The organism is Paenibacillus sp. TAB_01 (genome assembly GCF_043945595.1).
GTDB lineage: Bacteria > Bacillota > Bacilli > Paenibacillales > NBRC-103111 > Paenibacillus_S.
Genome location: NZ_JBIFNP010000001.1, coordinates 3,500,902 through 3,527,395 on the forward strand (window position 1 = coordinate 3,500,902; position 26,494 = coordinate 3,527,395).

At 51.5% G+C, this 26,494-nt stretch carries 22 protein-coding genes and 1 pseudogene; 2 read left to right on the forward strand and 21 right to left on the reverse strand.

What is annotated here, in order from left to right:
• Positions 1 to 88: 88 nt before the first annotated feature.
• The 11 genes from ACHHV8_RS16885 to ACHHV8_RS16935 all read right to left on the reverse strand — a co-directional run bounded on the left by ACHHV8_RS16885 (position 89) and on the right by ACHHV8_RS16935 (position 12,454).
• Positions 89 to 937 carry a nucleotidyltransferase domain-containing protein gene (locus tag ACHHV8_RS16885; RefSeq protein WP_395159853.1) on the reverse strand — a complete coding sequence of 283 codons (849 nt, stop codon included), beginning with the start codon at positions 935 to 937 and terminating at the stop codon, positions 89 to 91.
• Between the two features lie 411 nt (positions 938 to 1,348).
• Complete coding sequence (locus tag ACHHV8_RS16890) at positions 1,349 to 2,938, reverse strand: glycoside hydrolase family 43 protein (protein WP_395159855.1); 1,590 nt, start codon at positions 2,936 to 2,938, stop codon at positions 1,349 to 1,351.
• A gap of 135 nt (positions 2,939 to 3,073) precedes the next feature.
• Positions 3,074 to 3,247 (reverse strand): hypothetical protein, encoded by a 174-nt coding sequence (locus ACHHV8_RS16895; protein ID WP_395159857.1) that lies wholly within the window; start codon positions 3,245 to 3,247, stop codon positions 3,074 to 3,076.
• A gap of 18 nt (positions 3,248 to 3,265) precedes the next feature.
• Positions 3,266 to 4,345 (reverse strand): Gfo/Idh/MocA family protein, encoded by a 1,080-nt coding sequence (locus ACHHV8_RS16900; protein WP_395159859.1) that lies wholly within the window; start codon positions 4,343 to 4,345, stop codon positions 3,266 to 3,268.
• A 34-nt stretch (positions 4,346 to 4,379) separates the two neighbouring features.
• Complete coding sequence (locus ACHHV8_RS16905; protein WP_395159861.1) at positions 4,380 to 5,546, reverse strand: Gfo/Idh/MocA family protein; 1,167 nt, start codon at positions 5,544 to 5,546, stop codon at positions 4,380 to 4,382.
• Positions 5,547 to 5,578: 32 nt separating this feature from the next.
• The gene (locus ACHHV8_RS16910) at positions 5,579 to 7,108 is read right to left on the reverse strand and encodes an extracellular solute-binding protein (protein WP_395159863.1); all 1,530 of its coding nucleotides are present in this window, start codon (positions 7,106 to 7,108) and stop codon (positions 5,579 to 5,581) included.
• 46 nt (positions 7,109 to 7,154) lie between these two features.
• A complete protein-coding gene (locus tag ACHHV8_RS16915; RefSeq protein WP_395159865.1) occupies positions 7,155 to 8,012 on the reverse strand; it encodes a carbohydrate ABC transporter permease in 858 nt (285 codons plus the stop codon).
• A gap of 11 nt (positions 8,013 to 8,023) precedes the next feature.
• Complete coding sequence (locus tag ACHHV8_RS16920) at positions 8,024 to 9,004, reverse strand: ABC transporter permease (RefSeq protein WP_395159867.1); 981 nt, start codon at positions 9,002 to 9,004, stop codon at positions 8,024 to 8,026.
• A gap of 38 nt (positions 9,005 to 9,042) precedes the next feature.
• The gene (locus ACHHV8_RS16925; protein ID WP_395159869.1) at positions 9,043 to 9,915 is read right to left on the reverse strand and encodes a carbohydrate ABC transporter permease; all 873 of its coding nucleotides are present in this window, start codon (positions 9,913 to 9,915) and stop codon (positions 9,043 to 9,045) included.
• A 17-nt stretch (positions 9,916 to 9,932) separates the two neighbouring features.
• Entirely contained in the window at positions 9,933 to 10,835 is a 903-nt protein-coding gene (locus ACHHV8_RS16930) for an ABC transporter permease (RefSeq protein WP_395159871.1), read from the reverse strand.
• 89 nt (positions 10,836 to 10,924) lie between these two features.
• On the reverse strand, positions 10,925 to 12,454 hold the full coding sequence (locus ACHHV8_RS16935) for an extracellular solute-binding protein (protein WP_395159873.1): 1,530 nt from the start codon (positions 12,452 to 12,454) through the stop codon (positions 10,925 to 10,927).
• A 327-nt stretch (positions 12,455 to 12,781) separates the two neighbouring features.
• Here ACHHV8_RS16935 and ACHHV8_RS16940 point away from each other — a divergent pair, with 327 nt between their 5' ends.
• Positions 12,782 to 15,001, forward strand: coding sequence for a helix-turn-helix transcriptional regulator (locus ACHHV8_RS16940; RefSeq protein ID WP_395159875.1), 2,220 nt, complete (start codon positions 12,782 to 12,784; stop codon positions 14,999 to 15,001).
• Positions 15,002 to 15,061: 60 nt separating this feature from the next.
• Here the strand turns inward: ACHHV8_RS16940 and ACHHV8_RS16945 are convergent, their stop codons facing one another.
• From ACHHV8_RS16945 to ACHHV8_RS16960, 4 genes are all read right to left on the reverse strand, one after another.
• Positions 15,062 to 16,978: a PAS domain S-box protein gene (locus tag ACHHV8_RS16945; protein ID WP_395159877.1), complete on the reverse strand. Its 1,917-nt coding sequence runs from the start codon at positions 16,976 to 16,978 to the stop codon at positions 15,062 to 15,064.
• A gap of 148 nt (positions 16,979 to 17,126) precedes the next feature.
• Positions 17,127 to 17,822, reverse strand: coding sequence for an NAD-dependent epimerase/dehydratase family protein (locus ACHHV8_RS16950; protein WP_395159879.1), 696 nt, complete (start codon positions 17,820 to 17,822; stop codon positions 17,127 to 17,129).
• A gap of 138 nt (positions 17,823 to 17,960) precedes the next feature.
• Positions 17,961 to 18,830: a phosphotransferase gene (locus ACHHV8_RS16955; protein ID WP_395159881.1), complete on the reverse strand. Its 870-nt coding sequence runs from the start codon at positions 18,828 to 18,830 to the stop codon at positions 17,961 to 17,963.
• A gap of 208 nt (positions 18,831 to 19,038) precedes the next feature.
• Positions 19,039 to 19,695 (reverse strand): WecB/TagA/CpsF family glycosyltransferase, encoded by a 657-nt coding sequence (locus ACHHV8_RS16960; protein WP_395159883.1) that lies wholly within the window; start codon positions 19,693 to 19,695, stop codon positions 19,039 to 19,041.
• A gap of 347 nt (positions 19,696 to 20,042) precedes the next feature.
• Between ACHHV8_RS16960 and ACHHV8_RS16965 the strand changes: the two genes are divergently transcribed.
• Positions 20,043 to 20,780: a sulfite exporter TauE/SafE family protein gene (locus ACHHV8_RS16965; RefSeq protein WP_395159885.1), complete on the forward strand. Its 738-nt coding sequence runs from the start codon at positions 20,043 to 20,045 to the stop codon at positions 20,778 to 20,780.
• Positions 20,781 to 20,974: 194 nt separating this feature from the next.
• Here ACHHV8_RS16965 and ACHHV8_RS16970 read toward each other — a convergent pair.
• The 6 genes and pseudogenes from ACHHV8_RS16970 to ACHHV8_RS16995 form a co-directional block, all read right to left on the reverse strand.
• Positions 20,975 to 21,097, reverse strand: a pseudogene (locus tag ACHHV8_RS16970) (IS200/IS605 family transposase); the annotation flags it as partial.
• Positions 21,090 to 22,358: an IS3 family transposase gene (locus ACHHV8_RS16975; RefSeq protein WP_395159887.1), complete on the reverse strand. Its 1,269-nt coding sequence runs from the start codon at positions 22,356 to 22,358 to the stop codon at positions 21,090 to 21,092. The pseudogene ACHHV8_RS16970 and the gene ACHHV8_RS16975, both read right to left, overlap by 8 nt.
• A 432-nt stretch (positions 22,359 to 22,790) precedes the next feature.
• Complete coding sequence (locus ACHHV8_RS16980; RefSeq protein ID WP_395159889.1) at positions 22,791 to 23,759, reverse strand: MFS transporter; 969 nt, start codon at positions 23,757 to 23,759, stop codon at positions 22,791 to 22,793.
• Positions 23,653 to 24,264, reverse strand: coding sequence for an MFS transporter (locus tag ACHHV8_RS16985; RefSeq protein ID WP_395159891.1), 612 nt, complete (start codon positions 24,262 to 24,264; stop codon positions 23,653 to 23,655). The genes ACHHV8_RS16980 and ACHHV8_RS16985 overlap by 107 nt, the downstream gene beginning before the upstream one ends.
• Positions 24,265 to 24,415: 151 nt before the next feature.
• Positions 24,416 to 25,606 (reverse strand): MFS transporter, encoded by a 1,191-nt coding sequence (locus tag ACHHV8_RS16990; RefSeq protein WP_395159893.1) that lies wholly within the window; start codon positions 25,604 to 25,606, stop codon positions 24,416 to 24,418.
• Between the two features lie 77 nt (positions 25,607 to 25,683).
• Complete coding sequence (locus ACHHV8_RS16995) at positions 25,684 to 26,289, reverse strand: TetR/AcrR family transcriptional regulator (protein WP_395159895.1); 606 nt, start codon at positions 26,287 to 26,289, stop codon at positions 25,684 to 25,686.
• Positions 26,290 to 26,494 lie beyond the last annotated feature (205 nt).

The window sequence follows — 26,494 nt, forward strand, 5'->3', positions numbered from 1 at the left end:
TCATTCCTTCCTTCTTTTTCTATTTAAAGGTGTATCCCTTCTTAATCTAGTATAAAATCGCTTTCCCGGTTTCTTCCCGATTGCCGGTCTAGGCAAGCCCTTCTTTTCGAAGAAGCGTCTCCGTTTCCCGGATCAGCTCCTGCAGCATGCGGCAGGCCTGCTCGGAAGACTGGCGTTCTTCATTAATGAAGGATGCGATACGGTTCGCTCTGCTCTTATATTGCCCGGGCGCTTTGTCTAAGGTACCGGCAATGGCGGCCGCCCCTTTTTCGTTCATCCAGTAGCATTCGTTTATGGCAAAAAGCACAAGATTCAAGCAGGACAAGGCCCGGAAGCCGCAGCCGGCCATATAAACGGCATCCTGTTTAAGCATCCCCTTCTTGCATTGCTCCAGTGCAAACGACGCTTCCCAAAAAAACTTGCCGATCATCGCCTTTTGCAGCAGGGGCGGGTACGAAAGCGTCATTTTCTTTAACGCTGTGATGCTGTCCGACGGGTCCCACAAGATTTGACAGAGCGCGATTTCGGAGAAATAGATGGCGTTAATGAATCCGTGCGGATGACCCGGCTGATAATCAATCGTCACCTGCCCGGCGAGACACTGCTCCATCACCTGCGCGACCTTGTTCAAATCGCGGTACAGCAGGTCGACGGGACGGCTCTGAACCGTCAGCCAGCCTCCCCCGTTGATCCAGGGCCCCCAGCCGCCGGTTTCCGTTACAAGATTCTCGCGCGCGGCATCGTCCAATTGCCGTGCCGCCTGCTGCAGCGCCGGCAGGTTCAGCGGCACGGCAGGGTCGTAATACAGGCCTATGTCGACATCCGAATCCGGCGTATGCGTGCCTCTCGCTCTTGAGCCGCCGAGCACGATGGCTTTCACCCCCGGGACTTGTTGAAGCGTATTCACAATCCATGAAATCATAGGCTGATGCTCCATACGATATCTGCACTCCTTTCCTCTTCCCACATTCCTTCTTCGGAGGAGTAGCAATGTCCTGCATCAGCGTAAAATAACCCCACAAAGTGGGAGGCCACTGAAAAAGTCATCGCTACGAGTACGGAACATTCTTCCGATCGCTGTTGTCCCTGGATTTCTTTGAATATCTTCCGCTTAAAGCGGTTGAAATCCAAGGACAAAGGCGAACGCTTTCGCTTCTACAGAACGTTTCCGTACTCTCCGCTAGTTTTTCAGTGGCCTCCAAAGTGGAGCTTATGCTTCGAAGCGGACTCAGATACTTTGCGGGGACCCCGAAAAGCTATAAATTCCGATATGTCCAAAAAACCTTCTTTGCCCCGTTCAAGCAGAACGGGGCAAAGAAGGTTCTCGATGTGCAGCTGCGGTTCGGCTTTAGTCCAGCTCCCGATAAATAAAATAATCGAAATCCGCGTGCTTGCGGGTTCCGGACAAGTCCTGCGCGCACATTCCGACAAATGTGCCCGTAAACCGGATATACGCAGGGAAATCATCGGATAAATGGGTAATATCGATAGGGCCGCCCACCGCTTTCCATTCGCATTCCCCAGCATCCTGCGCAGTATCATTGTAATAAAATTGCGCCGTTTCTCTGTCGATCGCTACCTTCAGACGATACCGGTTCCCCTGCAGTGAGATATCCTGCTCCAGCAGCTCGTCGTAGACTCCGTCCTTGGATTGGAGAATATTCAGGCATGGACCGAGATTTTCATCATGGGTTACGCGCAGGTATATGTAATCTTTCGTATCGTAGTACATAATGAGGCCGGCCATCTGCTGAAAATAATCCGGTTCAAACTCGAGGCACGTCTCCGCCTCACAGCGGAACGACTGCTGCCTGCGGGCGACAAGGCTCTGCCTGTGCATCGAGATCATGGACTCCATGCCGCGCAGCCGCAGATACCCGGGCCGCTCCTCCAGGCTCAGCCAGTCCGGCTCGGCCGGAATGCGCAGCGTGCTCCAATGCACGTTCAGCTGCGGAGCGTCGAAGTCGTCCTTCTCGGCTGGGCTTTCAAAAGGATGCGGCGGCAGGTCGGGCGCCTGCACGTGAAGCTCCGGATAGCGGCTTCCGCCGGCCAGGCGGAACCAGCCGTCTTCGGTCCATTCGCAGCGTTGGATCGCCGTCTCGCGGCCAAGGTTGCAGAACTTGTCCTTAACGGGCCTGCCGCACAAGTGGACCATATACCACTCGCCGGCCGGCGTGTCGACAATGCTGGCATGGCCTGCTTTTTGCAGTGCAAGCTCGGGTCTTTCGGCGGACGTAAGAATCGGATTGAACGGATCCACCTCGTAAACTCCGTCAATCGTGAGCGAACGGGCCATCGTCACGGCATGGTTATACTGCGTGCCGCCCTCGGCGGTTAATAAATAGTAATATCCGTTACGTTTATACAAGTGCGGGCCTTCCGTCAGCTTCAGCTCCGTACCTTTGAAAATATTTTTGACCGGACCGACCAGCCGCTGTTCTTCCACCGAATATTCCTGCAGGACGATCCCTGCGAATTTATTGTTCCCCTTGCGGGAATCCCACAGCATGTTGACCAGCCACTTGCGCCCGTCATCGTCATGGAACAGCGAAGGATCGAAGCCGCTGCTGTTCAGGAAAATGGGCTCGGACCATGGCCCTTCGATATTTGTCGCCGTAACCAAATAGTTATGCGTGTCCTTGTAGGCGCCGATTCTGCTCTTCACATCGGTATAAATCAAATAAAAAGTGCCGTTGTCATAGGTCAAGCACGGCGCCCATACGCCGCCGGAATCGATATCGCCCTGCATATCAAGCTGCGATTTGCGGGTCAGCGGGTGCGTCAGCAGCCGCCAGTTGACCAAATCCCTGGAATGATGAATCTGCACGCCCGGAAACCATTCGAACGTCGAAGTGGCGATATAGTAATCGTCTCCTACTCTGCAAACCGAAGGGTCCGGATTAAATCCCCGCAAAATCGGGTTAACAATAGTGCTCATAGCTAGAAACTCCTCCTTGTAAATAAAATGGGCACGGCTGGTACTTCGAATTAAAGCGTTCTCAAAAGCGTCAGCCGCCTCTGTCGAACAGGATGTCAAAGCACAGCTAATTGTTTTATATTATAAAACACAATTCTATAATATGAACATATCTCTATCATATCCAAACCTTTGTCCGGTTTCAATCCTCTTTTTGTTTTTTCTTCCTTGTTTCAGCAGGCCGGAGACGAAAGAAATACTCCCCCAGCCCCTTCCATCTGGAGGAAAGGCTGCAGGGAGTATTTCCAAGTTCATTGCTTCATCGTACATTCGAGCAGATCGCTGCTCTTAGACGCCTTCAAGCATCTTGGCGTCCCTTTGCGCAATAAGGCACAGCTCCGCTGCCTTAAAGGCATGCTCCTGCGTCATGGCAATTTCCGTCCGGTTCAGGCAGTCCAGGATCAGCTCGCCGAAATAAGGATAGCCGACCTTCCCTTTGACTGAGAAATGGTACTCTCCTTCATGGTTGGCGAGATATACGTGATTGCCCGTCTTATCACGGCCGATATCGACATATTTACGCAGCTCGATAAAGCCTTCGGTACCCAAAATGATCGTCCGGCCGTCTCCCCACGTGCTCAGCCCGTTCGGAGTAAACCAATCCACCCGGAAATATCCGCTCGTTCCATTGCCTCCGACCAGGTTGCAGTCGCCGAAGTCCTCGAAGGCCGGAAACTGCTTATGGTTGTAGTTGGCCACCTGGCTGTTCACCACTCTGGCATCCTTAGCGCCGGTATAGAACAGAAACTGCTCGCATTGGTGGCTGCCGATATCGCAGAGAATCCCGCCGAATTGATCGCGGTTAAAGAACCAGTCGGGTCTCGACGGCACATTGATACGATGCGGCCCGAAGCCGCTTACCTGCAATACGCGTCCGATCGCTCCCTGCTGAATCAATTGCCCCGCATAAACGGCGCTCTCCACATGCAATCGCTCGCTGTAATAGACGGCGTATTTCAGCCCGGTCTCGGCTGTTTTCTGCCGTGCGCGCTCGAGCTGCTCCAGCGTCGTCATCGGCGCTTTATCCGTAAAATAATCCTTGCCGTGCGACATGACGCGCAAGCCTAAATCGCAGCGCTCCGAGGTAATGGCGGCCCCTGCGACCAGCTTGACCGATGAATCCTGCAGCACCTCCTGCTCCGACCTTGCAATCTGTACCCCCGGGTACGTCTGCACAAACTTGTCTACTTTTGCCGGGTCCGGGTCGTACACCCATTTCAAGGTGCCGCCCGCTTCGATCAGCCCGTTGCACATTCCATAGATATGCCCGTGGTCCAGCCCGATGGCTGCGAAGGGAAAAGCTCCCGGCTCGCATACCGGAGCCGGCTTCCCTTTAGGCGCGTAATTCATACCATCTTGAACTTGCATGGATAGTTCCTCCTCTATTCCGTCCAGCTTTGCATTATTTTTTGTATTCGCTGCCCAGCGTAATCTCGTTCTTGGCAAAGGAAACGACGGACGATGTTTTCACGTAAAAATGCGGCGCATTAGCCAGCAGGCTGTCTCTCGAATAAAACAGGCTGCTGTCCTTTGTAAGCGGCAGCTGAATGCTTTTGCCCGTTGTCGAAGCCTCATAAATCGCTGTAATCAGCTCCAGCGTTTTGCGTCCTTCCCGGCCGTCAATCAACACATCGAGCGATCCGTTCTCAATGGCCGTCAGCACGTTGTCGATCTGTCCCGCATGTCCGGTGTACGTCAGGCTTTCCATCGCTTGGTAAGCTGCGTCCAGCTCTTCCTCCAGAGCGGTATTGCGAATCGGGAACCCGTTCTCCTTCGAGGTGGACGCATATACCTTCCAAGGCGCCGAAATTCTCGCCTTCTCCGTCTGGAATACAACCTGCTGCTCCTCTCCGTGATGGACGACGGAGCTAGTAATTTGCGCCAGGCTGCCGTTGCCATACGACAGGATCGCCACGGACAGGTCCTCCACCTCCGCGTTATCATGGGACGTGTTGCTCATGACCGCCTGGATTTTGTCCGGCATCCCCATCATCCACTGCAGCATATCGATATGATGCACCGCATGGTTCAGCGTGCAGCCGCCGCCTTCCTTCTCCCACGTGCCTCTCCACCACAGATCGTAGTAGCAGTGTCCGCGCCACCAGAACGAATCGACCTGCGCATGGACGACTTTGCCTACTTTCCCGCTGTCCAAAGTATGCTTCAGCTTCATGATCGGGTCGCGGAAGCGGTTTTGACCGACAACCGATAGAATCCGGTTGGATTGCTCCGCCGCCTCCAGCATGCGGTCACATTCCTCAAGGGAGGAAGCCATCGGCTTCTCCACCAGGACATGCTTGCCTGCATGCAGCATATCGACCGCGATTTGCGCATGCGTATAAGGCGGCGTGCAGATGGAAACGAGGTGAAGATCGTCACGGTCGAGCACATCATGATAATCCTTGACGATTTCACAGTCTAACTGGAATTTGTCCTTCAGCTGCTGAGCCTTATCCTCATAAATGTCGATTAACGCTACGACCTTGCAGCGTCCTTGAAACGATTTTACATAAGCCTCCAAATGCGAATTGGCGATAACGCCGGTTCCTATAACAGCTACGTTTATCATCTTCTCCTGCACTCCTTATCTCTTCTTATGCTTTATTTTTTGGCGCTTTTGGCGTAGGCATCGGCATATTCCTTGGCAACCTGGTCGCCGCCCGCCTTGCGGTATTTATCCAGCGCCGCATTCCAGCCGGCCTCGTCGATTTTGCCCATAATAAATTTTACTTTGGCGTCGGTCAGAATCTGAACCAGCTCTTGGCCCTTCTCCGCCCAGGTTGGGGAAAGGAGCGTCATGGTCGGATCGCCCACCGCCAATTTGGCGTTATCGTCCTCCAGCTGAAGCTGCAGCTTGGTCAACGGGTCCAGCACGCCCTCCGTCCGGATATTGTTGACAGGAACGGTTTCGAGCGGATATTTATAAGGGAAGCCGACTTCGTTGTCAAACGCCTCCTGGTTCGTTCTCACCGCTTTGCCGTCTTTCAGCTCATAATGCTTTCCTTGAATTCCCCATTCGAGCAAATCCGCCATCGGTTTATCCGACAGCTTGTCGATAAAGCCGAGCAGCTGCTTCAAATCCGCTTCCGTCTTGACGCTGGCTTTCGGGAACATCAGAATGCCGTTCGAACCGCGTTCTCCGGCAAGGAAGGTGCCCTTCGGTTCCTGAAGCGCCGCAAAGGCGTCAATCGCCCCGTTCGGGTTATGCGCTTTCACGCGGGCGTCAAACGTTTGAATCTTGTTCGTCGCTTCATTGATAACGCCTGCTTTCCCGTTCTCGATATCTCCTTCGAACTTCGGCACATCGATCGCCGCAAAATCCTGATTGATCAGCTTTTCGTCAAACAGCTTTTTGGAAAACTTCAAGCCTTCCAAATATTCCGGCGTTTCCTCTGCACGGATAAATTTGCCGTCCTTGTTCCCCCACAGCAGCGGAGATCCGAAAACAACGCCGAAGTCCGGTCTTAACGTATCGTTCTTGACCATCATCGTTAATCCGTAAGTATCGTTCTTCCCGTTCTTGTCCGGATCGTTATTTGTAAATGCCTTCAGCATATTGTACAACTCATCGACCGTCTTCGGCTGCTGCAGGCCTACGTTGTTCAGCCAGTCCTTCCGGTAAGACCATACATAACGGGCGAGCGGACGGTATCTCGGCACCCCGTACAGCTTGCCGTCGATCTTGACGTTGTCGTACACCATTGCAGGCATTTGCGACAGGTTCTTATAGTCCTTGATGTATGGAGTGATATCCCAGAAGGCCCCGTTCTGTACGGCGCTGATCAGATACGATTGGCTGGGCGCTCCGCAGCTGGCGATGATGTTGGGCAGATCGCCGGAAGCGATCATGACCGGCAGCTTGCTGCAGAAATCGTTACTCGAAATTTGGGTCAGTTCCAGCTTCGTATTCGTGTACGACTCAATGGCCTTCTGCACTTCATTGCCGGCTACCGGTACGTCCTTGCCGTCAAAGTTGAGCGCCATCTTTACGGACAACGGCTTGTTGTCCGTCCCTCCTTGCGACGAAGCAGACGGATTGCTGTCGGAGCTGCTGCAGGCAGCCAGCCCGAAGGATGCGGCCAGGGCGGCGGCTGCAAGCCCGCTCAGCCTTGCTTTTGTTCTCGTATTCATACAAACCCTCCTGTATTCTATTTATCGGATTTCCCTGGGACGGGAATTATCCTTTGACGGAACCGAGCAGCGCTCCTTTGGCAAAATGCTTTTGCAGGAACGGATACACGAGCAGGATCGGTATCGTCGACACGACGATGACGGCCATTTTAACCGATTGACCATAGAAGGCCACGGCCTCACCGCTGTTTCCGCTGTCGCCGAGCCCGCCGGAAGCCAGCACGACGATGCGCCGCAGCAGCACCTGAACCGGCCATTTGTCCGGCGTATTAATGAACATGATCGCGTTAAAATACTGGTTCCAGATGCCGACGGCATAGAACAGTCCGAAAGCCGCCAAGGAAGGCAGCGACAACGGCAGCACGATGCGCAGCAGAACGGTGATCTCGTGGGCGCCGTCCATTTTGGCGGATTCGATCAGCTCGTGCGGCACGCTGGAGAAGAAATCGCGGAGAATAATCAGGTAGAACGCGCTGATCAAGCTCGGGATCATCAAGGCCCACAAGGAATCGATCATATGCAGCTGTTTGACCACGAAATAGGTTGGAATCATGCCGCCCTGGAACAGCATGGTGAACAAAATCAGCAGCATGAACTTGCTTCTTCCTGGCAGTTCCTTGTAGGACAGCGAATAGGCCATCAGAGAAGTCGTGAACAAGCTCAGAAAGGTGCCCAGCACCGTAATATATACGGATACGCCGAGGCTTTTCAGAAACGTATGGGTTGAGAAAATATATTGATACGCTTCCAGCGTAAAATGGGTCGGCCACAGTTCATTATCCGCAGAGAAAGAGGTCACCAGCACGTAAACGAACGGAAGAAAGGTCAGCAGGCCGACCAGGCCCAGAAACAAGTAATTGCATAACTCGAACAGCTTTTCTCCAAAGGAACGATGAAGCTCCATCTTATTCCCCCCTAGTAAATGCCTTCTTCTCCGAACCCTTTGGCGACTTTGTTGGCGATCAGCACCAGAATCAATCCGACGACCGACTTGAACAGACCTACCGCCGTGCTGTAGCTGAACTGTCCCTGCTGCAAGCCGACCCGGTAGACGTACGTATCGAATACTTCGCCGACTTCCCGGTTGACGGCATTCAGCATCAGAAAGATCTGCTCGAAGCCGAGATCGAGGAAGCTGCCCAGACGCAGGATGAATAAAATGACGATCACGCTGCGAATGGACGGCAGAGTGATATGCCACAGCTGCTGCAACCGGTTCGCCCCGTCGATTTTGGCCGCCTCATACAGATGAAGGTTCACTCCCGCAAGCGCTGCCAAAAAGATGATCGTTCCCCAGCCGGCATCCTTCCATATCATTTGCAGCACGATCAGCGGACGGAAAGCGGTGGTGCTTGTCAAAAATTCCACCTGCTCCATGCCGAGCGCTTTCAGCAGCTCATTAATGATCCCGCCCTCTGTCGTCAGCAGCACATAGGAAATCCCGACAATAACAACCCACGAAAGAAAATGCGGCACGTAGATCAAGGTTTGCACGAACCGTTTGAACATCTCTCTCCGCGCTTCATTCAGCAGCAGGGCAAGCAGAATCGTGATTGGAAAAAACACAAGCAGATTATAGAGCCCGAGAATGATTGTATTGCGGAACAGCATCCAGAAATCCGCCATCCCGAATAACCGCTCGAAATGGGCGAAGCCCACCCACTCGCTCTTCATCAACCCCTGATAGGGCTGATAGTTTTTGAAGGCCATGATGAGTCCCCATAGGGGAACGTATTTAAATATAAAGAAATACACGAGACCCGGAAGCATAAACAGGTACAGCCATCTGAACTTCCATACTTTTGCAAGCCTAAGCTGCAGCTGCGCAGAGCTCCCCGCTCCGGGCACGGTTCGCAGATTAGGCGCAATCCGCTGCACGTCCTTGTCCGTCATCATGCTCCTCCCCCTCTCAAACGTTTCCTTACCGCATTACACTACCCTTTCACAGAACCGAGCATCATTCCTTTGGCAAAATGCTTTTGCAGGAACGGGTACACGAGCAGAATCGGTACCGTGGACACCACAATCATGGCCAGCTTCACCGTAACGCCAATCCGGGGAACATCCTCGCTCAGGGAAGCCGCTACCGCATCGGAGGTCAATACAATAAGCAGCTGGCGCAGCAGCACCTGGAGGGTGTAATTGTTCGGATTCGAAATATACATCACCGCCTGGAAAAACATGTTCCACTGGGCGACGGCATAAAACAGCGTGAGCGTTGCAATAATCGGCATCGAGATCGGCACCATAATACGGAACAAAATACCAAAGTCGTTACAGCCGTCGATTCGGCCGGAATCCTCCAGCTCCTCGGGAAGCGTACGGAAGAAACTGATGAGAATCATAATGTTGAACGCGTTAATGGCATTGGGAATCATGAGCGACCATAGCGTGTTGATCATGCCAAGGCTCTTGACTAGCAGGTAGGACGGAATAATGCCTCCGCTGAACATCATCGTGAAAAATACGGCAAACGCCATCGCATTTGCGCCCGCCAGCCTTTTCTTGGACAGCGGATACGCCAGCAGAACCGACAGCAGCATGCTGATGAATGTGCCTATAACGGTAATAAAAACCGTATTCTGAAATACTTTTACAAAATTCGGCGTATTAAATATCGTCGTGAACGCGACGAAGGTTAATTGTTCCGGCCACAGCCGGATGGCGCCCTCAAGCACGAGATGCGGCGCGGTGATTGAGCTGACGAGCACGTTCCAGAACGGAAAGATCATCAGGACAGCCAAAAGGGCCAGAGCTGCGTAGTTGCCCGCATCAAAAGCGAAGCTGCCGAAGCGTAACTTTTTCATGCCATCTTCCCCTTATGCTAAAATAAGTGATGCTCGCTGGTTTTCTTCGAAATATAATTCGCTGTAATGATCAGGAGAAATCCGACCGCCGATTTGAATATCCCCACCGCCGTCGCATAGCTGAAATTCCCCTGCAGCACGCCCGCCTGGTATACGTAGGTATCGAACACCTCCGCTACCTCTTTGACCAACGGGTTACCCATAATATACAGCTGGTCGAACGAAATGTTCATGACCTGTCCGAGCCTCAGAATCAGCAATATAATGATCGTATTCATCACGCACGGCAGTGTAATATGAATCGTCTGCTGCCAGCGGTTAGCGCCGTCCACTTTGGCCGATTCGTACAGGTCCGGGCTGATGCCCGCGAGTGCGGCAAGGAAAATAATCGTTCCCCAGCCGGCATCCTTCCAGATGCTTTGCACGGTAATAATGCCCCAGAACAGCGATTTATCCATAAGCAGCTGAAGCTGAGGATAACCCATCGCGTGCACAAGCTTCGTGAGCACTCCCTCGGAGTTCATCAGCGAAATCGTGAGCGAACAAATAACGACCCAAGACACGAAGTGCGGCAAATAAATGACCGTTTGAACGCTTTTCTTGAAAAAGGCCGTCCGTACTTCATTCAGCAATAAGGCAAGCACGATCGGAGCGGGAAAGAAAAAAACGATATTCAATATGCTGACCACCAGCGTATTCCGCAGAATAAGCCAGAAATCCGGATGCTTGAACAGCCTTGTGAAATGATCGAAGCCGACCCATTCGCTGTGCATCAAGCCGTCGAACGGATTGTAGTCCTGAAATGCAATGACAATGCCCCACATAGGAAAATAATGGAATACAACAAAATACAGCAAGCCCGGCAAAGCCATCAAGTACAAGTACTTATCGGCCCTCCACCTCTTTAACATCATCGTCATGTCGTATATGCACCTGCCCTCTTGTCATGCTTCCGGCGGGCAAGCCTCTGCCTGTCTGCCGCCCGCCTTCCGCATCTGATCGGATGATTTTATTTTTTCATTGCTTCCGCAATTTCTTGTACCACTTTCGCTCCTTCGAAACGGTCATACCACTGTTTGACGATACCGTCCCAATCACTGACTTTTACCTGACCCATAATGACCTTCACAGTATTATCCTGAATAAATTTCTCCGCTTCCATCGAGTATTTGGCATAGGTCGGCGAGAACAGCAGCTGGCTTTCATCCATAACCAGATGAGGCTCGTTCATCTTATGTCCCTTCACGACCAGGTTTTGTGCTTCCTTCGTATTCTGCGGGAAAATATACAGCTCATCTGTCGATTGAACCGGCAGTGTGAAAGTAAAGGTACGCGGCATATCGCGTTCGAATATTTTCGTATCCGGCTCGATCTTGCCTTCCGCCGATTTCTTATAATGTACGCCCTCGACGCCATAGTTCCAGAAGATACCGCCCTCTTCGCTGGCGCCGTAGTCCAGCCATTCCATAATTTTCTTCATCTTGACCGGATCGTCGGCCGCTTTCTTCGAGATGAAGATACCGCCTTTATCCACGCGTCCGGTGACCCCTTGGTCTCCGTTAGGCCCTTTGATCGCTTCGAGCGGAATTAGCTTGGCGTTCGGATTCGTCTTCTGGTAGTTCGTCTCGAAATCGTAAATCCGCGTCGTAAAGTTGAACATGATACCGGCCTGGCCTTTACGCACAAGCTTGGAGTCGGCGGTCTGCGCGTCGGATACGGCAAAGTCCGGATCGATCATGCCCTCGGAGAATGCCTTGTTCATCCAGGTCAAATACTGCTTGAAGGCGGCGGTCTCGAATCTCGGTACGACCTTATCCCCTTCCTTCACCCAGTAATTTTTGATGCCGAACGCTTGCGTGATCCCGGTCGTGCCCCGAATCGAGATGCCGGCCGCTGTGTTGCCAAGCTGCAGACCGTACGTATCCTGCTTGCCGTTTTTGTCGGGATCGTCCTTCGTGAACGCTTTCGCTACATTATATAGTTCATCCAGCGTTTGCGGCGCCTTCAATCCGAGATTGTCCAGCCAGTCCTGGCGGATCAGCGGAATGTCCTGCGAAGCGATCGGGTTACGCACGCTCGTCAGTCCATAAATGTTCCCTTGATATTTGGTTAAAAAGAGCGGCTTTTCTTTTTTCAAATTCGGGTATTCGTCGACGTATTTATCCAGCGGTACGATTACATTGGATTTAATCAGCTTTACAATAAAGTCGTCCATATCGGTCCAGGCAAACGCATCCGGGATATCGCCCGATGCTACCATGACCTTCACCTTTTCTTTATAGATGTCCGGTGCGGCAGCCGTCAGATTCATCCGAATCCCCAGCTTATCCTCCAAATACTTTAAGGAAGGATTATCTTCCCTCGCGATGCTCGGCGTATTCCAGCCAATATAATAGGCGAGGTTCAGATTGACAGGCCCGTCTCCCGACTTCCCTTGTGTAGCTGACCCCTGCGACTGGCTTGCACAGGCGCTGGATAAAACCAGCATTGCGCTCACTCCTGCGAGCATAGCCGCTTTTCTTTGTTTGAATCCTTTCATAAATGACATAACCCCTCTCGTTTTGGTTGCTTGGTTTTTTTGGTTGCTTGGTTTTTTTGGTTGCTTGGTTATTTGTTGGGTGCTGCTGAAGTCATCACCATGCGCTGGCTATACCGCTTATTATGTCTTCAAGCTTCCCCCTCCGCAATTTACAAATCGCGAATTTCCCCGAATTTTGCGGAATGGTACACTTATCTTTTTTGAATTTGTGGCAATTTGCACGAATTGTTAAGCCCAAACGGGCGTCTTTTCTCACTTTACTTATTCCATCACCTATAGACCTCATGTATAATGAAACCTGCACATCCTTGTAAGGGGGGAAACCCGATGTCTAAAAAAATGCAGATAGCGATAGCGAATATCCTTGTCACATCGCTTAGTATCGTGCTCATAGGTCTGGTCATTTTCAGCCAGGCATCCGATATTATCCGTTCTCAAATTGAAAGCGCTCACCTCTCGACGCTAAAAGGAACGCGCGATCATTTTGAAAATTACTTTACGAAGCTGAATCAATCCGCTGTACAAATGGAGAAAATCCCCGATTTTGAGAAATGGTTAAATCAGCCGGGGGATCTGAAAACGAATCAGCTCGATATGCTGGCGCTCGTCCAGCTACTCATTCGGGTTCAAGCCTCCTTGGATTACGTGGACAATGTCGTACTCTACGATCCTTTGGCCAAGAATCAGATTTCCTCCCAGCCTGCCCTTGGCGATTATAACATGGGCTACGCTTCTTTGTTTGACGAATTTGCGGCGATGAATACGGATTACGCCTTTCTGACGAAAGACTCTAACGGCGCGTCTACCTATGTTTATATCCGCAAGCTTCCTATTTTTGTAAGCGGGCCTTCTACGTATCTGTTATTTCATGTCAATTCGAAGCTGTTCTACGATTACTTGGGCATCACCGACGACAATGCTTCACAGCTGGGCACCGCCTTTATTATGGATAAAAAAGGGCTGCCGATCGGCAAAGGCACATTTACCGGCATCGAAGAAATTACGCGCAACCTCGCGCACGACGAGCAGATCACCGCGCTGCCTGCGGAACAGTCCGAATCCTATAACAAGAACGGGATGCTGGTCACCTGCGTATCCTCTTCAATGACCGGCTGGATCTTCGGACTTGCTGTCCCTGACAAGCTGTTTTTGAGCAAAATCATTGCCTTCCGCAACCTTACTCTGCTGATCGTAGCGGCAGCTGTGATATTGGCTGTGCTGGCCGCCGTTGCAAGCAACCATGTATTCTTCCGCGGATGGAATAAAATTATTCGGCTGATTGACGAAAACGCCGGCGCCAAGTCCGCCACGAAGCAAAGCAAGGACGAATTTGAGAAAATTTATTCTCATGTGTTCCAGCTGAAAAGCCGGCTGAAGGAAATGATGCCCGAAGCGAAGGAAGCCTATATCCGTAAGCTGCTGGAAACCGGCATTATTTCCAAGGAGGACTGGGTCGAACACCTTGGGCTGCCGCTGCAGGAGGATGCGACGTACTGCTGCTTCGCCGTGGAAATGGATTATTACAACCAGCTGAAGGAAAGCTACTCCGAGTGGGATTTATTTTATTTCGGATACGGCATCGCTTGTGTTGTCCGGGAGGTGCTGGCCGATAACGGATTTGCCGTCAAGCTTAGCGACGGGAAGCTGGCGGGCGTCCTCTGCGTTACCGATCAGAGCGAGACCGCCTTCCGGGAGCAAATGAATCAGAAGCTGCAAACGATTCACCACTTTATTTCCGACAACTTTCCCATCACGGTCTCGATCGGCGTCAGTCAGCCGAGACAGGGCACCCGGCAGCTGCACCTGGCTTCGTCGGAAGCGCTTGAAGTATTGAAGCAAAGGTTCTCGTTAGGTACGAACAAGGTGCTGTATTATGAAGAACTGTCCGCCGTCAAGGAAGTTTCTCTTTCCTTCGACGAGTCCCGTACAATAGAGCAGGATCTGATTCACAGTATCCGCTCGCGCAATAGAGAAGAAGCCCGTTATGCCTTGAACCGGTTGCGGGCCACGGCCCCCGAGCGGGATTACCGGAAGCTGCAGCATTTGCTTGTCGATCTGACCCTGTCCGTCTACCGGGAGATCGGCGCCGAGCTGAACCGCCCTCTGGAAGCTCCCGCATTAAACAGGCTGCTCGGCTTGTCCACACTGGAAGAATGGCTGCAATGGCTGGACCAGCAGGCAGAGACGCTTATCTCGATGCTGCAGGAGGAATACCAGGATCAAATGGAGCAGGTCGCCCATACAATCAAGACATATCTCGTGGAGCATGTGCAGGAGGATATTCGGCTTGAGGACTGCTGTAAGCCGCTTGGCATTCCCGTATCGGTTGCCAAACAGGCGTTAAAGGAAGTATACGAAACGACTTTTACCGAGCTGCTGCTGGTCGAACGCATCGAAATCAGCAAGCAATGGCTGCTGGAAACGGATATCGGCATTGACGAAATCGCCAAAAAGCTTTATTACAGCAACGCCCAAAGCTTTACGCGCACCTTCAAGAAAATGACCGGCTTGCCGCCGGGACAATTCCGCAAGCTGGGACCGGGCTAGCATAACAGAAAACGCCAGAGCGCTAAAGCTGCGCTTCTGGCGTTTTTCATGTAGGAACTGTCATCGGCGGCGATCCATGAACCTCTGAATGGCGGAGGATACGGCCTGCATACTGACAGGCTTGCTCACATACTCATCCATCCCTGCAGCCAAATATTTTTCGCTGTCCCCTTTGATTGCATGCGCGGTTACCGCAACGATAAACGGGGCTTTGCCGGCACAGGTTTGTTTGATAGTCTGCGTAGCTTCGATCCCGCTCAATAAAGGCATTTGCACATCCATAAAAATAATATCGTACGGATAACGTTTGACCGCTTCAACGACTTCATATCCGTTCTCTGCGATATCTGCCTCATATCCGAGCTTGCCAAGCATTTTCTTCATTACAATTTGATTGACCGCATTATCCTCGGCGATTAGAATATTCAGCTTATCCTCTCTCCATGTGCTCAGCTGCGCATTCATATCCTTGCTGCGGCAATCCGGCCGCTCTTCCATACGCAGATTAACCGTAAAGATAAACGTGGAGCCGGGTTGATGTTTATTCGGTTCATACCAGATTTCGCCGCCCATCAGATGGACTAACTTTTTACAAATCGTCAGTCCAAGCCCGGTTCCTTCCGTTTTGCGCGTCATGAAATGATCCACCTGATAGAAGGGCTCGAACAATCGGTGTGATTTTTCCGCCGGCACGCCGACTCCGGTATCCCGAATGGCAAATTGAAGCCATACCCTGTTGTTAGCCTGCGATAAGCATTCCACTCCGATGGCAACCGACCCCGTTGTCGTGAATTTAACCGCATTGCTCAACAGGTTGAGCAGCACCTGTCTAAGCTTCGTATCGTCTCCTATGACGATCGCAGGCACTTTCTGATCCACCGAGGTGGAGATCTCCAGGTTTTTTTCAAGCGCCTTCGGCATAATGATATTTAATGTTTCCGTCAGCATGGCCCGGACATAAAACGGCTCCTCCGTAATCTGCGTCATGCCGGACTCGATCTTGGAGAAGTCCAGAATATCATTAATGATCGTCAGCAGAGTATTGCCGCTTTGTTTGATGATTTCAATATATTCCCGCTGCTCTTCGTCCAGCTTCGTCTCCAGCAGCAGGTCCGTCATTCCGATGACGCCGTTCATGGGCGTACGGATTTCATGACTCATCATCGCCAGAAACTCGCTCTTGGCTTTATTCGTTTTTTCAGCGGCTTCCTTCTCGATAATCAGTCGTTTTTGTTCCGTCATATCTTTGGCTATAATATAAAAACCCGTATTTTGATTATGTATGATAATCGGGGCCAAGGTAGCCAAAATTTCAACTGTGCCTCCATCCTTGTTCCAGATATAACCGATATTTTTTTCGATTTCCGAAAAGTTCTTCTCACCCGCTAAAATGTCCTTCATATTTCTCTCGCCAATCAGGATAGTAATCGGGTGTCCGACAAGCTCCTCGATCATATAGCCGGTCATGTGCTCCGTGACTAGATTTCCGTTAATAATACGGCCATCCATGCCAAAGGAAATGATGGCATCGTGATTATATTTTTTTAACGATGTATAGCGTTCCACGCTTTCCTGCAGCTTTTGCTCCGCAAGCTTATTCTGTGTATCATCTATAATCTGGGCGATGAAGTAGACGGGTTCTCCGGTTTCGGGGTCGCGGACAAGGGAAACGTTTAAAGAGGTCCAGAGGGTGCTTCCGTTCTTATGAATATAGCGCTTCTCCGTCTGGAAGCTGTTGGTAATTCCATCCAAAAGATCTTGAATATGGCATTCATTACATTGTTTATCCTCAGGATACGTCAGCTCATCCGGTGAACGGACAATTAATTCCGCCTCGCTATATCCGAAAATTTTACACATCGCCGGATTGACGCTCATCCATGTACGATCCATAGAGACCAGAGCGATACCTATCGGCGCATGTTTATACACGTGATCGAATAAAATGTGATGGTCAAGAACACCATAATTATGCATACGTTTACCCCCGTAGTTGATTTTGCGCATGGGTGGACAAACCCCTAAGGTCATTACCCCTTCCCTCTCCGCCTGAAACATCCCCGCCGCGATGAACTAATAAACGGCTGCGCTGCGGCTGTTTCCCTGATCCGCCAGGCAGCAGCCTCTAACGCTTCGCCAGCTCTGTGATGTCCTTACTCTCCAATACCGGTTTGGGAGAGCCGTATATAACCGAATGGATCATCGCCAGGCCCAGCTCCTTTAAGGAAAGAACATGCCGGGGCAGCAGCCGGCGGAGAACCGGATACATCCAGGATAAGGCTGCGTAATATCGGTGCGTATTTTTCAATCCCAGTGTGGGATGGAGGTAACCGGGGCGAAACATATAGGCCGCTCGGAACGGAAGCTTCATTAAAACGTTCTCCGTTCTTCCCTTCACCCGCGCCCACATGCTTCGGCCCTGCTCGCTGCTGTCGGTACCGCTTCCGGATACATAGCAGAACACCATATCCGGGTTCATCAGTGACAGCACCGTCCCCATATGGAGCGTCAAATCATACGAAATCCGAGTATACTCCGCTTCGCTCAGTCCAACGGAGGATACGCCGAGGCAAAAGAGGCAGCCGTCATACCCCGACAGCCGCGGAGCAATAGAAGTCAAGTCGTAGAAATCTTGGTGAACGATCTCCGCTATTTTGGCATGCTGAATCCCCGAAGGTTTGCGGTTAATAAGCAGGATGCTTTCCACCATCGGATGTTGAATACATTCGTGTACAACCCCTTCGCCAACCATTCCTGTAGCTCCAGTCACAATAAGCTTGAGCCTTGCGTTCTCTTTCTTATATGCGTTATCTGCTTTCATCACCTGCGCCCGCTTTCTTGATCCCCTTTTCCATATCAAGGACTTATGGAGATATTATCTCCGGTTTGAACCGGCTTTGCAATCGGGTTGCAGCGGTTACGATGTCAGAAGCAGCCCGGCAAAACAGCAGGAGCGGCGCTATGCGTTCCCGAGCAGGCAGGGAAGCTCGTCAAGATGCCTGGCCAGCCAGTTCATTTCCTTGGCGAAACGGGCGGGCGGCACACTGGACAAATCTATCTTCTCATGAATCCACCACGTGCTCTCCATATACCACAGCATCTGCAGCGAACGGACTAACTCGCCTTCGTTCAGCGGCAGCTCATCGCCATATCCCTCCGCCAAGGCCATGATGAGTGAACGGTCGAGCTCCTCCCCCTCCAAGGCACAGGACATGACCGCACGGGCCAGGTCGAGCTGGGGATAGTCATAATCGAGCCGGTCAAAATCAAGAATAGCCGCTAATCCGCATTCATGGAATAAAAGATTGTCGGCCCATAAATCCCGGTGCGCCCATCCGGTCGGCACCTGCCTTAGCAGGGCCGCATCGATCTGCTTCACAGCGTCTCGCTGTGCATGGATATCGGCCAGCAGCTCCGTTCTGCCCGCCTCCCGCGCCCGTTCCAACGCTTGATCCCAATGAGCCGTACGCTCTTCCGGGCTTGGCGGAATGAACAGCGGCACAAGAGAGGGGAGCGGGGCGCTGCCGTTTAACAGCCGGTGCATCCTCCCTGTCGCTCGCCCAAGCTCATAAAGCTGATGTATGTTAAATTGTCCCGGCGCCGTTCGACTGCCGGAGCAATACTCCATCGCGATGAAGCGTTCCCCGTTATCCGACTCCAGCAGAAGCTTCCCCTCGTACGGCAGCAGACGGGGACAAGGCAAATTCCGGCGGTGCAGCTCGGCCTGCCGTTCAAGGGCAAGCTGTAATTTCTCGGACCGTGCAGCTTGTACCTTCTTGGGCTGTACTGCTTGAACACGAATTCGCCGGTATCGGCGGTGACCTTCCATTTTAAATTCAGCCAGCCCCGATGGATCGGGGAAACGCTTAGCGCGCGGATACCGAATAACCGGTGAGCCGTCCCCAGGATATCCTCCCTTATACTGTCTTCAGACTTAACGTTCTCCATTCGAACCCTCCTGCCGTAACCAAGTGTACCGTTTATATTCCTTGTCCGGCTTTCTTTTCCTACCCGCGCTTTTCTAAAATTTCATTTTTTTATAATTTTGGATTTCGGATCATCGCCCGATATAAGAACTTGGGTAAAGCCGCTTGCCTGCGCCAGCGGGATTTTTGCCCTTTGGCCGCAGGCACGGACAACAAGCGGTTCAGCCACTCCAGGTTGAGCCTTTTCCAAATGGCAGGGGCTGCCTTTACTTTTCCGGCGATCACATCCAGGCTGCCTCCGACGCCGAACACCAATTTCGTCTGTGCCAGCTCCTGCTTATGCTTATAAATCCATTTGTCCGAGTAGGGTGCTCCCATGGCTACAACCAGAACATCCGGGCGCGCTTGCCGAATGTGCGAAACAATGGACGGCGCTTCGTCCTGGGAGAAATAACCGTGATGCCTGCCCGCAAGCCTTACGTTCGGATAGCGGACGCCGATCGCTTCTGCAGCTTGACGGTTCGTCAGCTCATCCGTGCCAAGGAAATAAAAGCTCCAGCCCGCCCGGTTGCCTGCCTCCAGCAGGCCGAGGAGCAGATCGTACCCGGTAACTCTTTCCGGGATCGGTTCTCCCTGTCTTCTTGAGGCCAGCACAATGCCGATGCCGTCAGGCGTAATCAGATCCGCTTCTCCGATAATGCGCTGTAGGAGCATGTCTGTCTGACTGGCTATCGCGATTTCCGGATTGACCGTGATGAGATGGAGCATTCGAGCCGTCTTACTGTGTAAGTGCTCCGATAAATCAGCTATCGTTTCATGAAGCGTTAATTTCGAAAAGGGAATACCGAGTATAGTAACGGTATCGTGCATACAATCACCGGCTTTCTATAAAGTGGTAAATAGAGCTCATTCCCCTTATAGTATCCCGGTTTGCATATATTTCCAATGATGAAACTATGATTTCATCCTGTCATTGGCCGTTCAGCTCCATCCTCCCCGGTTCGTCCCCGCCCTGCAGTCGATACGCACGCTTGTCATAAAATCCCGCCCGATCTCTTGTCCGATCCGGCAATGCCTTGTTACAATAAGTGCAGTTCATATGGGGAGTGTTCACCTTGGAAGCATACTTATTTGTGCTGGCGGTCGGTCTGGCAGCCGGCGCCATCAGTGGAATTATAGGAACAGGCTCGTCCATCATGCTGCTTCCCGTTCTTTTATTTGAATTCGGTCCCAAGCAGGCGGTGCCGATTATGGCTATAGCCGCCTTGATAGCCAATGCATCGAGAGTGGCGGCATGGCGCCGGGAATTGAATTGGCGCGCGTTCGCCGCCTATTCGCTGACAGGCGCTCCCGCCGCGGCGCTCGGCGCGCGGACGCTGCTAGTGCTCCCCGCCCATTGGATTGATCTTGGGCTGGGAGTGTTTTTTCTGCTGATGGTTCCGATCCGGCATTGGCTGAAAGCGAGAAGCTTTCGCTTCTCGCTATGGCATCTGTCCGCGGCCGGCGCGGTCATCGGTTTTCTGACCGGCATCGTGCTCTCCACCGGTTCGCTCAGCGTACCGGCCTTCACCTTCTACGGTTTGGATAAAGGCGCGTTCCTGTCAACGGAAGCCGCGAGTTCACTCGTCCTTTACTTCAGCAAGGCCGTGACTTTTCATGAGCTGGGCGCGCTGCCCGCGGATGTGCTCGTAAGAGGAGTGATTGTGGGCGCTTCCCTGATGCTGGGAACGTTCCTGGCCAAAGCGGTCGTTCAACGGCTGAGCGTAATTTCCTTTCATTACATACTGGACATCCTGCTCGCTGTATCGGGCGGTTCCATGCTGTGGGCAGCCATCCCCGCTCTGAATGGATAGGACTGCAGCAGAGAACCGCGTCCATCCCCCTCAACCGGGACGATCCCGGGCAAATCAGAACCACCCGTCCAACGGGTGGTTTGCTCTTGGGGTATAACCCCTTGTTGCCAAACTGCGCCTAAAGACGCCAGCCTGACAACAAGGTTGTTCAGGCTCAGTGTAATTTGTCACCTTCACTTACCCGTTAAACGGGTTTATTTCTTTTTGCTTCTGTTGTTGCTAAACGGATCTTCGTACTCTTTTACACTCAGTGTATCTATAGCTTGGTCGTGTGCTTCCTGTTCACGAATACATTTGGCTACTGTTGCTTCATGCAGAATTGTAGCGAATCATGTACTCATTGACCCGTAAACGCAGTTCTTTAAGAGTGTTGCAATCCCTGTAGTCAAGTTCATCCTTCATATGACCAAAGAATGTCTCCATAGACGCATTGTCCCAGCAGTTTCCTTTACGAGACATCGACTGCTTAAACCCCGTTTCGGCGATCAGGAGACGGGTTTTAGGGTGTGTATAATGCATACCCTGATCGGAATGGAAAATGGCATCTGGATGAATATTGCCGTCCAATCGTTTGAGTAAGCGAGCTATTGTCCGTTCAACCAACGATAATTCCAACGTTGAAGATAGATAATGTGCCAAAATCTGCTTCGTGGCACCATCCTTCACACAAGAAAGATACGCCCACTGACCGTTACCATAACGCATGTATGTGATGTCTGTAAGGAAGACTTTCTCTGGCTCTCCTTGATCAAATTTGCGCTCCAGAAGATTAGGACATATGCGATGTTCTTGCATCGCTTTGGCCATCTTGCGATAGGGATTGGCTTGACGGATCGTCGCTATTAACCCGAACTTACGCATGATGCGACGAATTTTTTTATGATTCATGACAATACCATCCAATTTCTCCAACCTCATTTTGATGACGAGTGCGCCTGCTTTTCCGTTCAACGCTTCAAAATGCTCCTTAATAAGCTGGAAATCGTATAGATCGGCTGTACCTCGCAACTGACGCATTTCTTCGGCGTGGCACCAACGATAATAGCCGCTCGTACTTACTTCGGCCATTTGACATAGATAACGTGTTAATCGTCGTAATTCGTGCTTACGAACCGTTTGATTAATGAGCTCAAAGCGCTCGGAGGGAGTCAACTCCTTACGGTTTCGCCTTTCGAGCGCTTCTAGCTTTTTTAACAGCTCGTTCTCCGCTTCGAGGAGTTTAATCCGAGCTTCTGCTTGTTTCAGCTTCTCTTCTGCGGATGATACCATTTTTGATCGTCTACCCGTGCTTCCAATGCCCCTGCGCTCTTCTAGCAAACCAGCCTCACCATACTTAGCATAGGTCTCCCTCCAGCGATAGAGGCTTTCTGTAGGAGTTCTCTGGCCCACGAGTTCGATGCTAAAGCCTGCTTTTAAAAAAATCTCCATCGGCGGCTCTCCCGCTTGGTTTGCTTGCACTGCTGCGAGTTTAAAAGCCGGGGCATAGGAGATGTTCCTTCCCGACACACGACTTACGTTCGGATTGGACTCCAATACCCTGATCTCTGTCTCAGTACATCCTGTTCTGATTTTTCTCATGATGTTCATTCCCCATGTATTCTCAAAAGAATGATTAAAGCACAAAACCCGTAAAAGGTCACTTTTTTTAAAGTGTCCATTTTACGGGTTACAGTTCAATCTGCCCGTACCTCAGAAATGCTCAGAAGCTTGTGCTCCAACAACTCCAGAGCAAGATGTTCATCGTCGATAAGAATAACCTTCACGAAGGACCCTTCTCCTTTGTCATCATCTTCAAATACCTTTCATTTCTTAAAAGACTATTTCGACAAAAGCATACGATTCCCTACAAATTCTTTCAAATTTGAACAAAATTTATCGAGGGATAAAAAAGATGCCCCCGGATTTCTTCGATTATCCGCTGGCAGCGGCTGAAATCCGGGGACAATGGTGAAAGCTCGAGCCTTACAGAACGATGGCGCAAGTTCTGTCCTTTGCTCAGGGAAGGTGCAATTAAGCGCCTGCGGTTTCGGCTTCAGCTTCGGCTTCGGTATCTTTTTTGGCCAGCACTTCCTTCTTCAGGAACCAGCAAAGAATGAATGCGGCAATGACGAAGACGAGCGAGATAGAGAACATATTCTGAAACGCATGGGCGAATACATTCTTCACTTGATATAATAGGTCGGGAGCGAGCCCTTGAGGGATTCCGCCCGTTTCGATATGCTCAGTCGTGCCCGCCGGAAGCTGGCTGCCGAGCTCGGAAACGCCGCTTTTGATGTGACGGGCTAACAGGCTTCCGAAGATGCTCAGCCCGATCGTAGCGCCGAGCGATTGAAACAGCTGTACTGTCGACAGCGCGATGCCGCTATCCTTCGAATCCACCGATTCCTGAACAATCAGATTGTCTCCGCCGAACAAGGCTCCGAGTCCAACGCCCAGAATAAAGAAGCTGGCAATGATATAAAGCACCGTCGTGCTGACTTGAATATGCATCAGCAGGAAGAATCCGACGATCGGAAGCAGGAACGATACAATAAACAAATTTCGATAGGGTACGCGCGTAATCAAAAATCCGTTCACAATACTCGACGGAATGGCTCCCGCCATAAAGGCAAGCGTCAAATAGCCGGATTCGGTCGGCGTAAGCCCCATCACATTTTGCGCGAAGAACGGGAACGATGCGATCCCGCCCATGATGCCCATCATGAGAATGAAGACCAGCAAAGACAAGACGACGACATTCCGATTCGTAAACAGGTGAAGCGGAATAATCGGCTCCTTCACCTTCGACTCGATATAAACGAATAGAGCGAACAACAAGCCGGACAGCACCAGCAGACCGACCACTACAGGCGAAGACCATGAATAACCCTGGTTATCGATCAGCACCGGGGCAAGCAGCAGAGAGAATAGCCCCGCTACCAGCGTCGCCGCTCCGAGCCAGTCGATAGACCGCTTCTCTTCCCCTATCGATTCCCGCATTCCAGCCGACAGAACGGCTGCTGCGAGCAGGCCGACGGGGATATTGATCAGGAATACCCAATGCCAATTGACGTGCCCGACAAGATAGCCGCCCACCGTACGGACCCAGCAGCTGGGGAAGAATCATCAGCGGTCCGAACAGGCTTTGAATTTTGGCCCGCTGCTCCAGCGGATACGTCTCGCCGATAATGACGAGCGCCAGCGGCATCAGCCCGCCTGCGCCGATCCCCTGAATGCCGCGGCCGATCAGCAGCCATGTCATTGAACCCGCCGATCCGCTGACGATCGAGCCCAGAATAAAGAGCCCCATGCACAGCAAATAAATCTTTTTGCGGCCGTACAGATCCGCAAGCTTGCCCAGAATCGGCATGAACATAGTGACGGCAAGCATATAAATTCCGGCGACCCAGCCGTACAATGATAAGCCGTGAAGCTCACGGATAATCGTCGGCATCGCGGTCGATACGATCGTCTCGTCCAGCTCTGCGAAGATAAGACCGAGCATCAGCCCTATCAGGACGAGTGTTTTGTTATTTTCCTTAAGAATGGGAAGTCACCTCAAATCCATTGAATTGCATCCAGACTACGATACAAGTATAAACTGGATTTAAACTAGCAAAACCTGGTGCGTATTTTTTCTCCCCTTGGTCAGCTTCCTAGTGTCCCTGCGATCTGACTTCAGACGGAACGGAAAGCACGAAGCTCAGGAAGAGCACTGCAGCCGCTGCCGCATAAGGCAGCTGAATGTTTAAATCAAACAGAAATCCGGCGGCGATAGGCCCCGCGATATTCCCCATGCTGGTATAAGCGGAATTCAGCCCCGCCACATAGCCCTGCTGCTCCTGGGCCATTTTGGACATCTGGGTGCCGATCGCGGGCCGCAAAATGTCGATGGACAGAAACACAATAAATGTCACCGCCACAATCAGCCAATAGCTGCTTACAAGCAGCGTCAGCAAAATAAACAGACTTGCCGCTCCCAGACACCATGCAATGATCCGGTTCTCGCCGAACCGCTGAGTCATCCACCCGAATATCGTGGCCTGGACGACCGCGCCCGAAATCGAGCCGAACGTAATGATAAACGCGATATCCTTGGGCGTGAATCCGAACTTGCGGTCTACGAACAAACCGAATACCGTCTCATAATTCGCAAGCCCGAACGACATAACGAACACTATAATCAAGCTTAGAAAATACGGCTCTTTAAACGACTGCAGCAGCTGCACGCCCAGGCTCTGCTTTTCCTCCGGCTGCGAAGCCGCATCTTCCCTGCTCGCTGTATTCAGCGATTCCGGCAGAAAAAGCAGCGTGATGACGGCAGCGGCGGCGCCGGCTGCAGCGGCCGCATAGAACGGAGCCCGCATGCCATATTCCGCGATAAAGCCTCCGATCCCCGGCCCGATAATAAAGCCTGTCGTAATTGCCGCATTCATGAACCCCATGCCTTGGGCTCTTTCCTCTGTCGAGGTAACATCGGCCGTGTAAGCCATAATGGCAGGCATTATTAACGCCGCCCCGACGCCGCCCAGCATCCTCGATGCGAACAAAAATACCGGGCTGCTGACAACGCCGAACATCCACTCGGAGACAGTAAAAAGAAGCATGCCGGCAACGATGATTTTCTTCCTTCCCAGCTTATCGGACATGCGCCCGGCCCACGGCGAGAACAGCAGCTGGGTCAGGGAAAATGCCGCGACCAATAGTCCGACGATAGTGCCGTCAATATGCAGCTCTGTCATATAAGCGGGCATAATAGGAATAATAAGACCGATACCGGTAAATACAAGAAAAATATTAATCATCAAAATAAGAATCGCGGCTCTGTTTCTAAGAAGTAAACTCATACAACCATCCTCCATCTATCCAGTGAAAGAAAATAATACTGAACGTTCGTTCTATAAAATGGGTAAAAAAATTTGGCTCAGCCGCTTTGGCTTTGGGCGGCGATGCCGTAAAGAAATGCCTTAACGGCTGTCTGATAAAGCTCCAGCGCTTCTTTCATGCCGGATTTGCGCGACAGCTGGCTCAGCCCGTAAAATAAACCTTCAAGAATTACGGCCAGCCTCTCGACATGATCCGCCTTGAATTCTCCGCTGTCCATCCCTTGGCGCAGCAGCCGCTCGTTAAACTTCAAGTGGCGCGCAACCATCTCCGCGACTCGTCCCTCGACCTCGCTCGTCTTCTCTTCATTGTTAAAAAACTCATCCGCGGCCTTCGTGAGCGGATGATTCAAATCGTCCAGCACCATCAGCTCGGCGATGCCGTACAATTTATCGACGGTCGTCTTGTAGCGGGACTCTTTCTCGAGCCATTTGCGCTCCCAATCCTGATCCCATTCCTCCACCAGGTACAGGAATAGACCCTCTTTGCTTTTAAAATGATAATAAATATTCCCTTTGCTGCTCCTGGTTGCTTCTACGATATCTTCTATGGAAGTGGCCTTGTATCCCTTTTGCGCAAACAGGGATCTAGCGGCATCGGCCACTCTTTTTTTCGTTTGTTCGCTTTGGAGCTGCTTCTTATTCAATTGCTTTCACTCCGATTCCATAGGCTCTTATCGCCCGCAATGATACTGAACATTCGTTCAGTATTCTAACAAAAAAAAGCGGTTCCCGCAAGGGGACTCCCCCAAATTCCTTACACTATCATCATAACTCATCTTTCCGAAAAGAAACAGACTATTTATTTCCTGTTATTTCATTATAATGGAACCGTTCACCAAATTACCGTTA

Excerpts from the sequence above, each read along its gene's own strand:
- ACHHV8_RS16885 (WP_395159853.1), bottom strand. The coding sequence starts at position 937 with ATGGAGCATCAGCCTATGATTTCATGGATTGTGAATACGCTTCAACAA.
- ACHHV8_RS16905 (WP_395159861.1), bottom strand. The coding sequence starts at position 5,546 with ATGATAAACGTAGCTGTTATAGGAACCGGCGTTATCGCCAATTCGCAT.
- ACHHV8_RS16890 (WP_395159855.1), bottom strand. The coding sequence starts at position 2,938 with ATGAGCACTATTGTTAACCCGATTTTGCGGGGATTTAATCCGGACCCT.
- ACHHV8_RS16975 (WP_395159887.1), bottom strand. The coding sequence starts at position 22,358 with ATGAGAAAAATCAGAACAGGATGTACTGAGACAGAGATCAGGGTATTG.
- ACHHV8_RS16980 (WP_395159889.1), bottom strand. The coding sequence starts at position 23,759 with ATGCGGGAATCGATAGGGGAAGAGAAGCGGTCTATCGACTGGCTCGGA.
- ACHHV8_RS16915 (WP_395159865.1), bottom strand. The coding sequence starts at position 8,012 with ATGGAGCTTCATCGTTCCTTTGGAGAAAAGCTGTTCGAGTTATGCAAT.
- ACHHV8_RS16985 (WP_395159891.1), bottom strand. The coding sequence starts at position 24,264 with ATGCTCGGTCTTATCTTCGCAGAGCTGGACGAGACGATCGTATCGACC.
- ACHHV8_RS16955 (WP_395159881.1), bottom strand. The coding sequence starts at position 18,830 with ATGGAAGGTCACCGCCGATACCGGCGAATTCGTGTTCAAGCAGTACAG.
- ACHHV8_RS16960 (WP_395159883.1), bottom strand. The coding sequence starts at position 19,695 with ATGCTCCATCTCATCACGGTCAATCCGGAAATCGCGATAGCCAGTCAG.
- ACHHV8_RS16920 (WP_395159867.1), bottom strand. The coding sequence starts at position 9,004 with ATGATGACGGACAAGGACGTGCAGCGGATTGCGCCTAATCTGCGAACC.
- ACHHV8_RS16895 (WP_395159857.1), bottom strand. The coding sequence starts at position 3,247 with ATGTACGATGAAGCAATGAACTTGGAAATACTCCCTGCAGCCTTTCCT.
- ACHHV8_RS16945 (WP_395159877.1), bottom strand. The coding sequence starts at position 16,978 with ATGCATAATTATGGTGTTCTTGACCATCACATTTTATTCGATCACGTG.
- ACHHV8_RS16910 (WP_395159863.1), bottom strand. The coding sequence starts at position 7,108 with ATGAATACGAGAACAAAAGCAAGGCTGAGCGGGCTTGCAGCCGCCGCC.
- ACHHV8_RS16930 (WP_395159871.1), bottom strand. The coding sequence starts at position 10,835 with ATGACGATGATGTTAAAGAGGTGGAGGGCCGATAAGTACTTGTACTTG.
- ACHHV8_RS16900 (WP_395159859.1), bottom strand. The coding sequence starts at position 4,345 with ATGCAAGTTCAAGATGGTATGAATTACGCGCCTAAAGGGAAGCCGGCT.
- ACHHV8_RS16950 (WP_395159879.1), bottom strand. The coding sequence starts at position 17,822 with ATGAAAGCAGATAACGCATATAAGAAAGAGAACGCAAGGCTCAAGCTT.
- ACHHV8_RS16990 (WP_395159893.1), bottom strand. The coding sequence starts at position 25,606 with ATGAGTTTACTTCTTAGAAACAGAGCCGCGATTCTTATTTTGATGATT.
- ACHHV8_RS16940 (WP_395159875.1), top strand. The coding sequence starts at position 12,782 with ATGTCTAAAAAAATGCAGATAGCGATAGCGAATATCCTTGTCACATCG.
- ACHHV8_RS16935 (WP_395159873.1), bottom strand. The coding sequence starts at position 12,454 with ATGAAAGGATTCAAACAAAGAAAAGCGGCTATGCTCGCAGGAGTGAGC.
- ACHHV8_RS16925 (WP_395159869.1), bottom strand. The coding sequence starts at position 9,915 with ATGAAAAAGTTACGCTTCGGCAGCTTCGCTTTTGATGCGGGCAACTAC.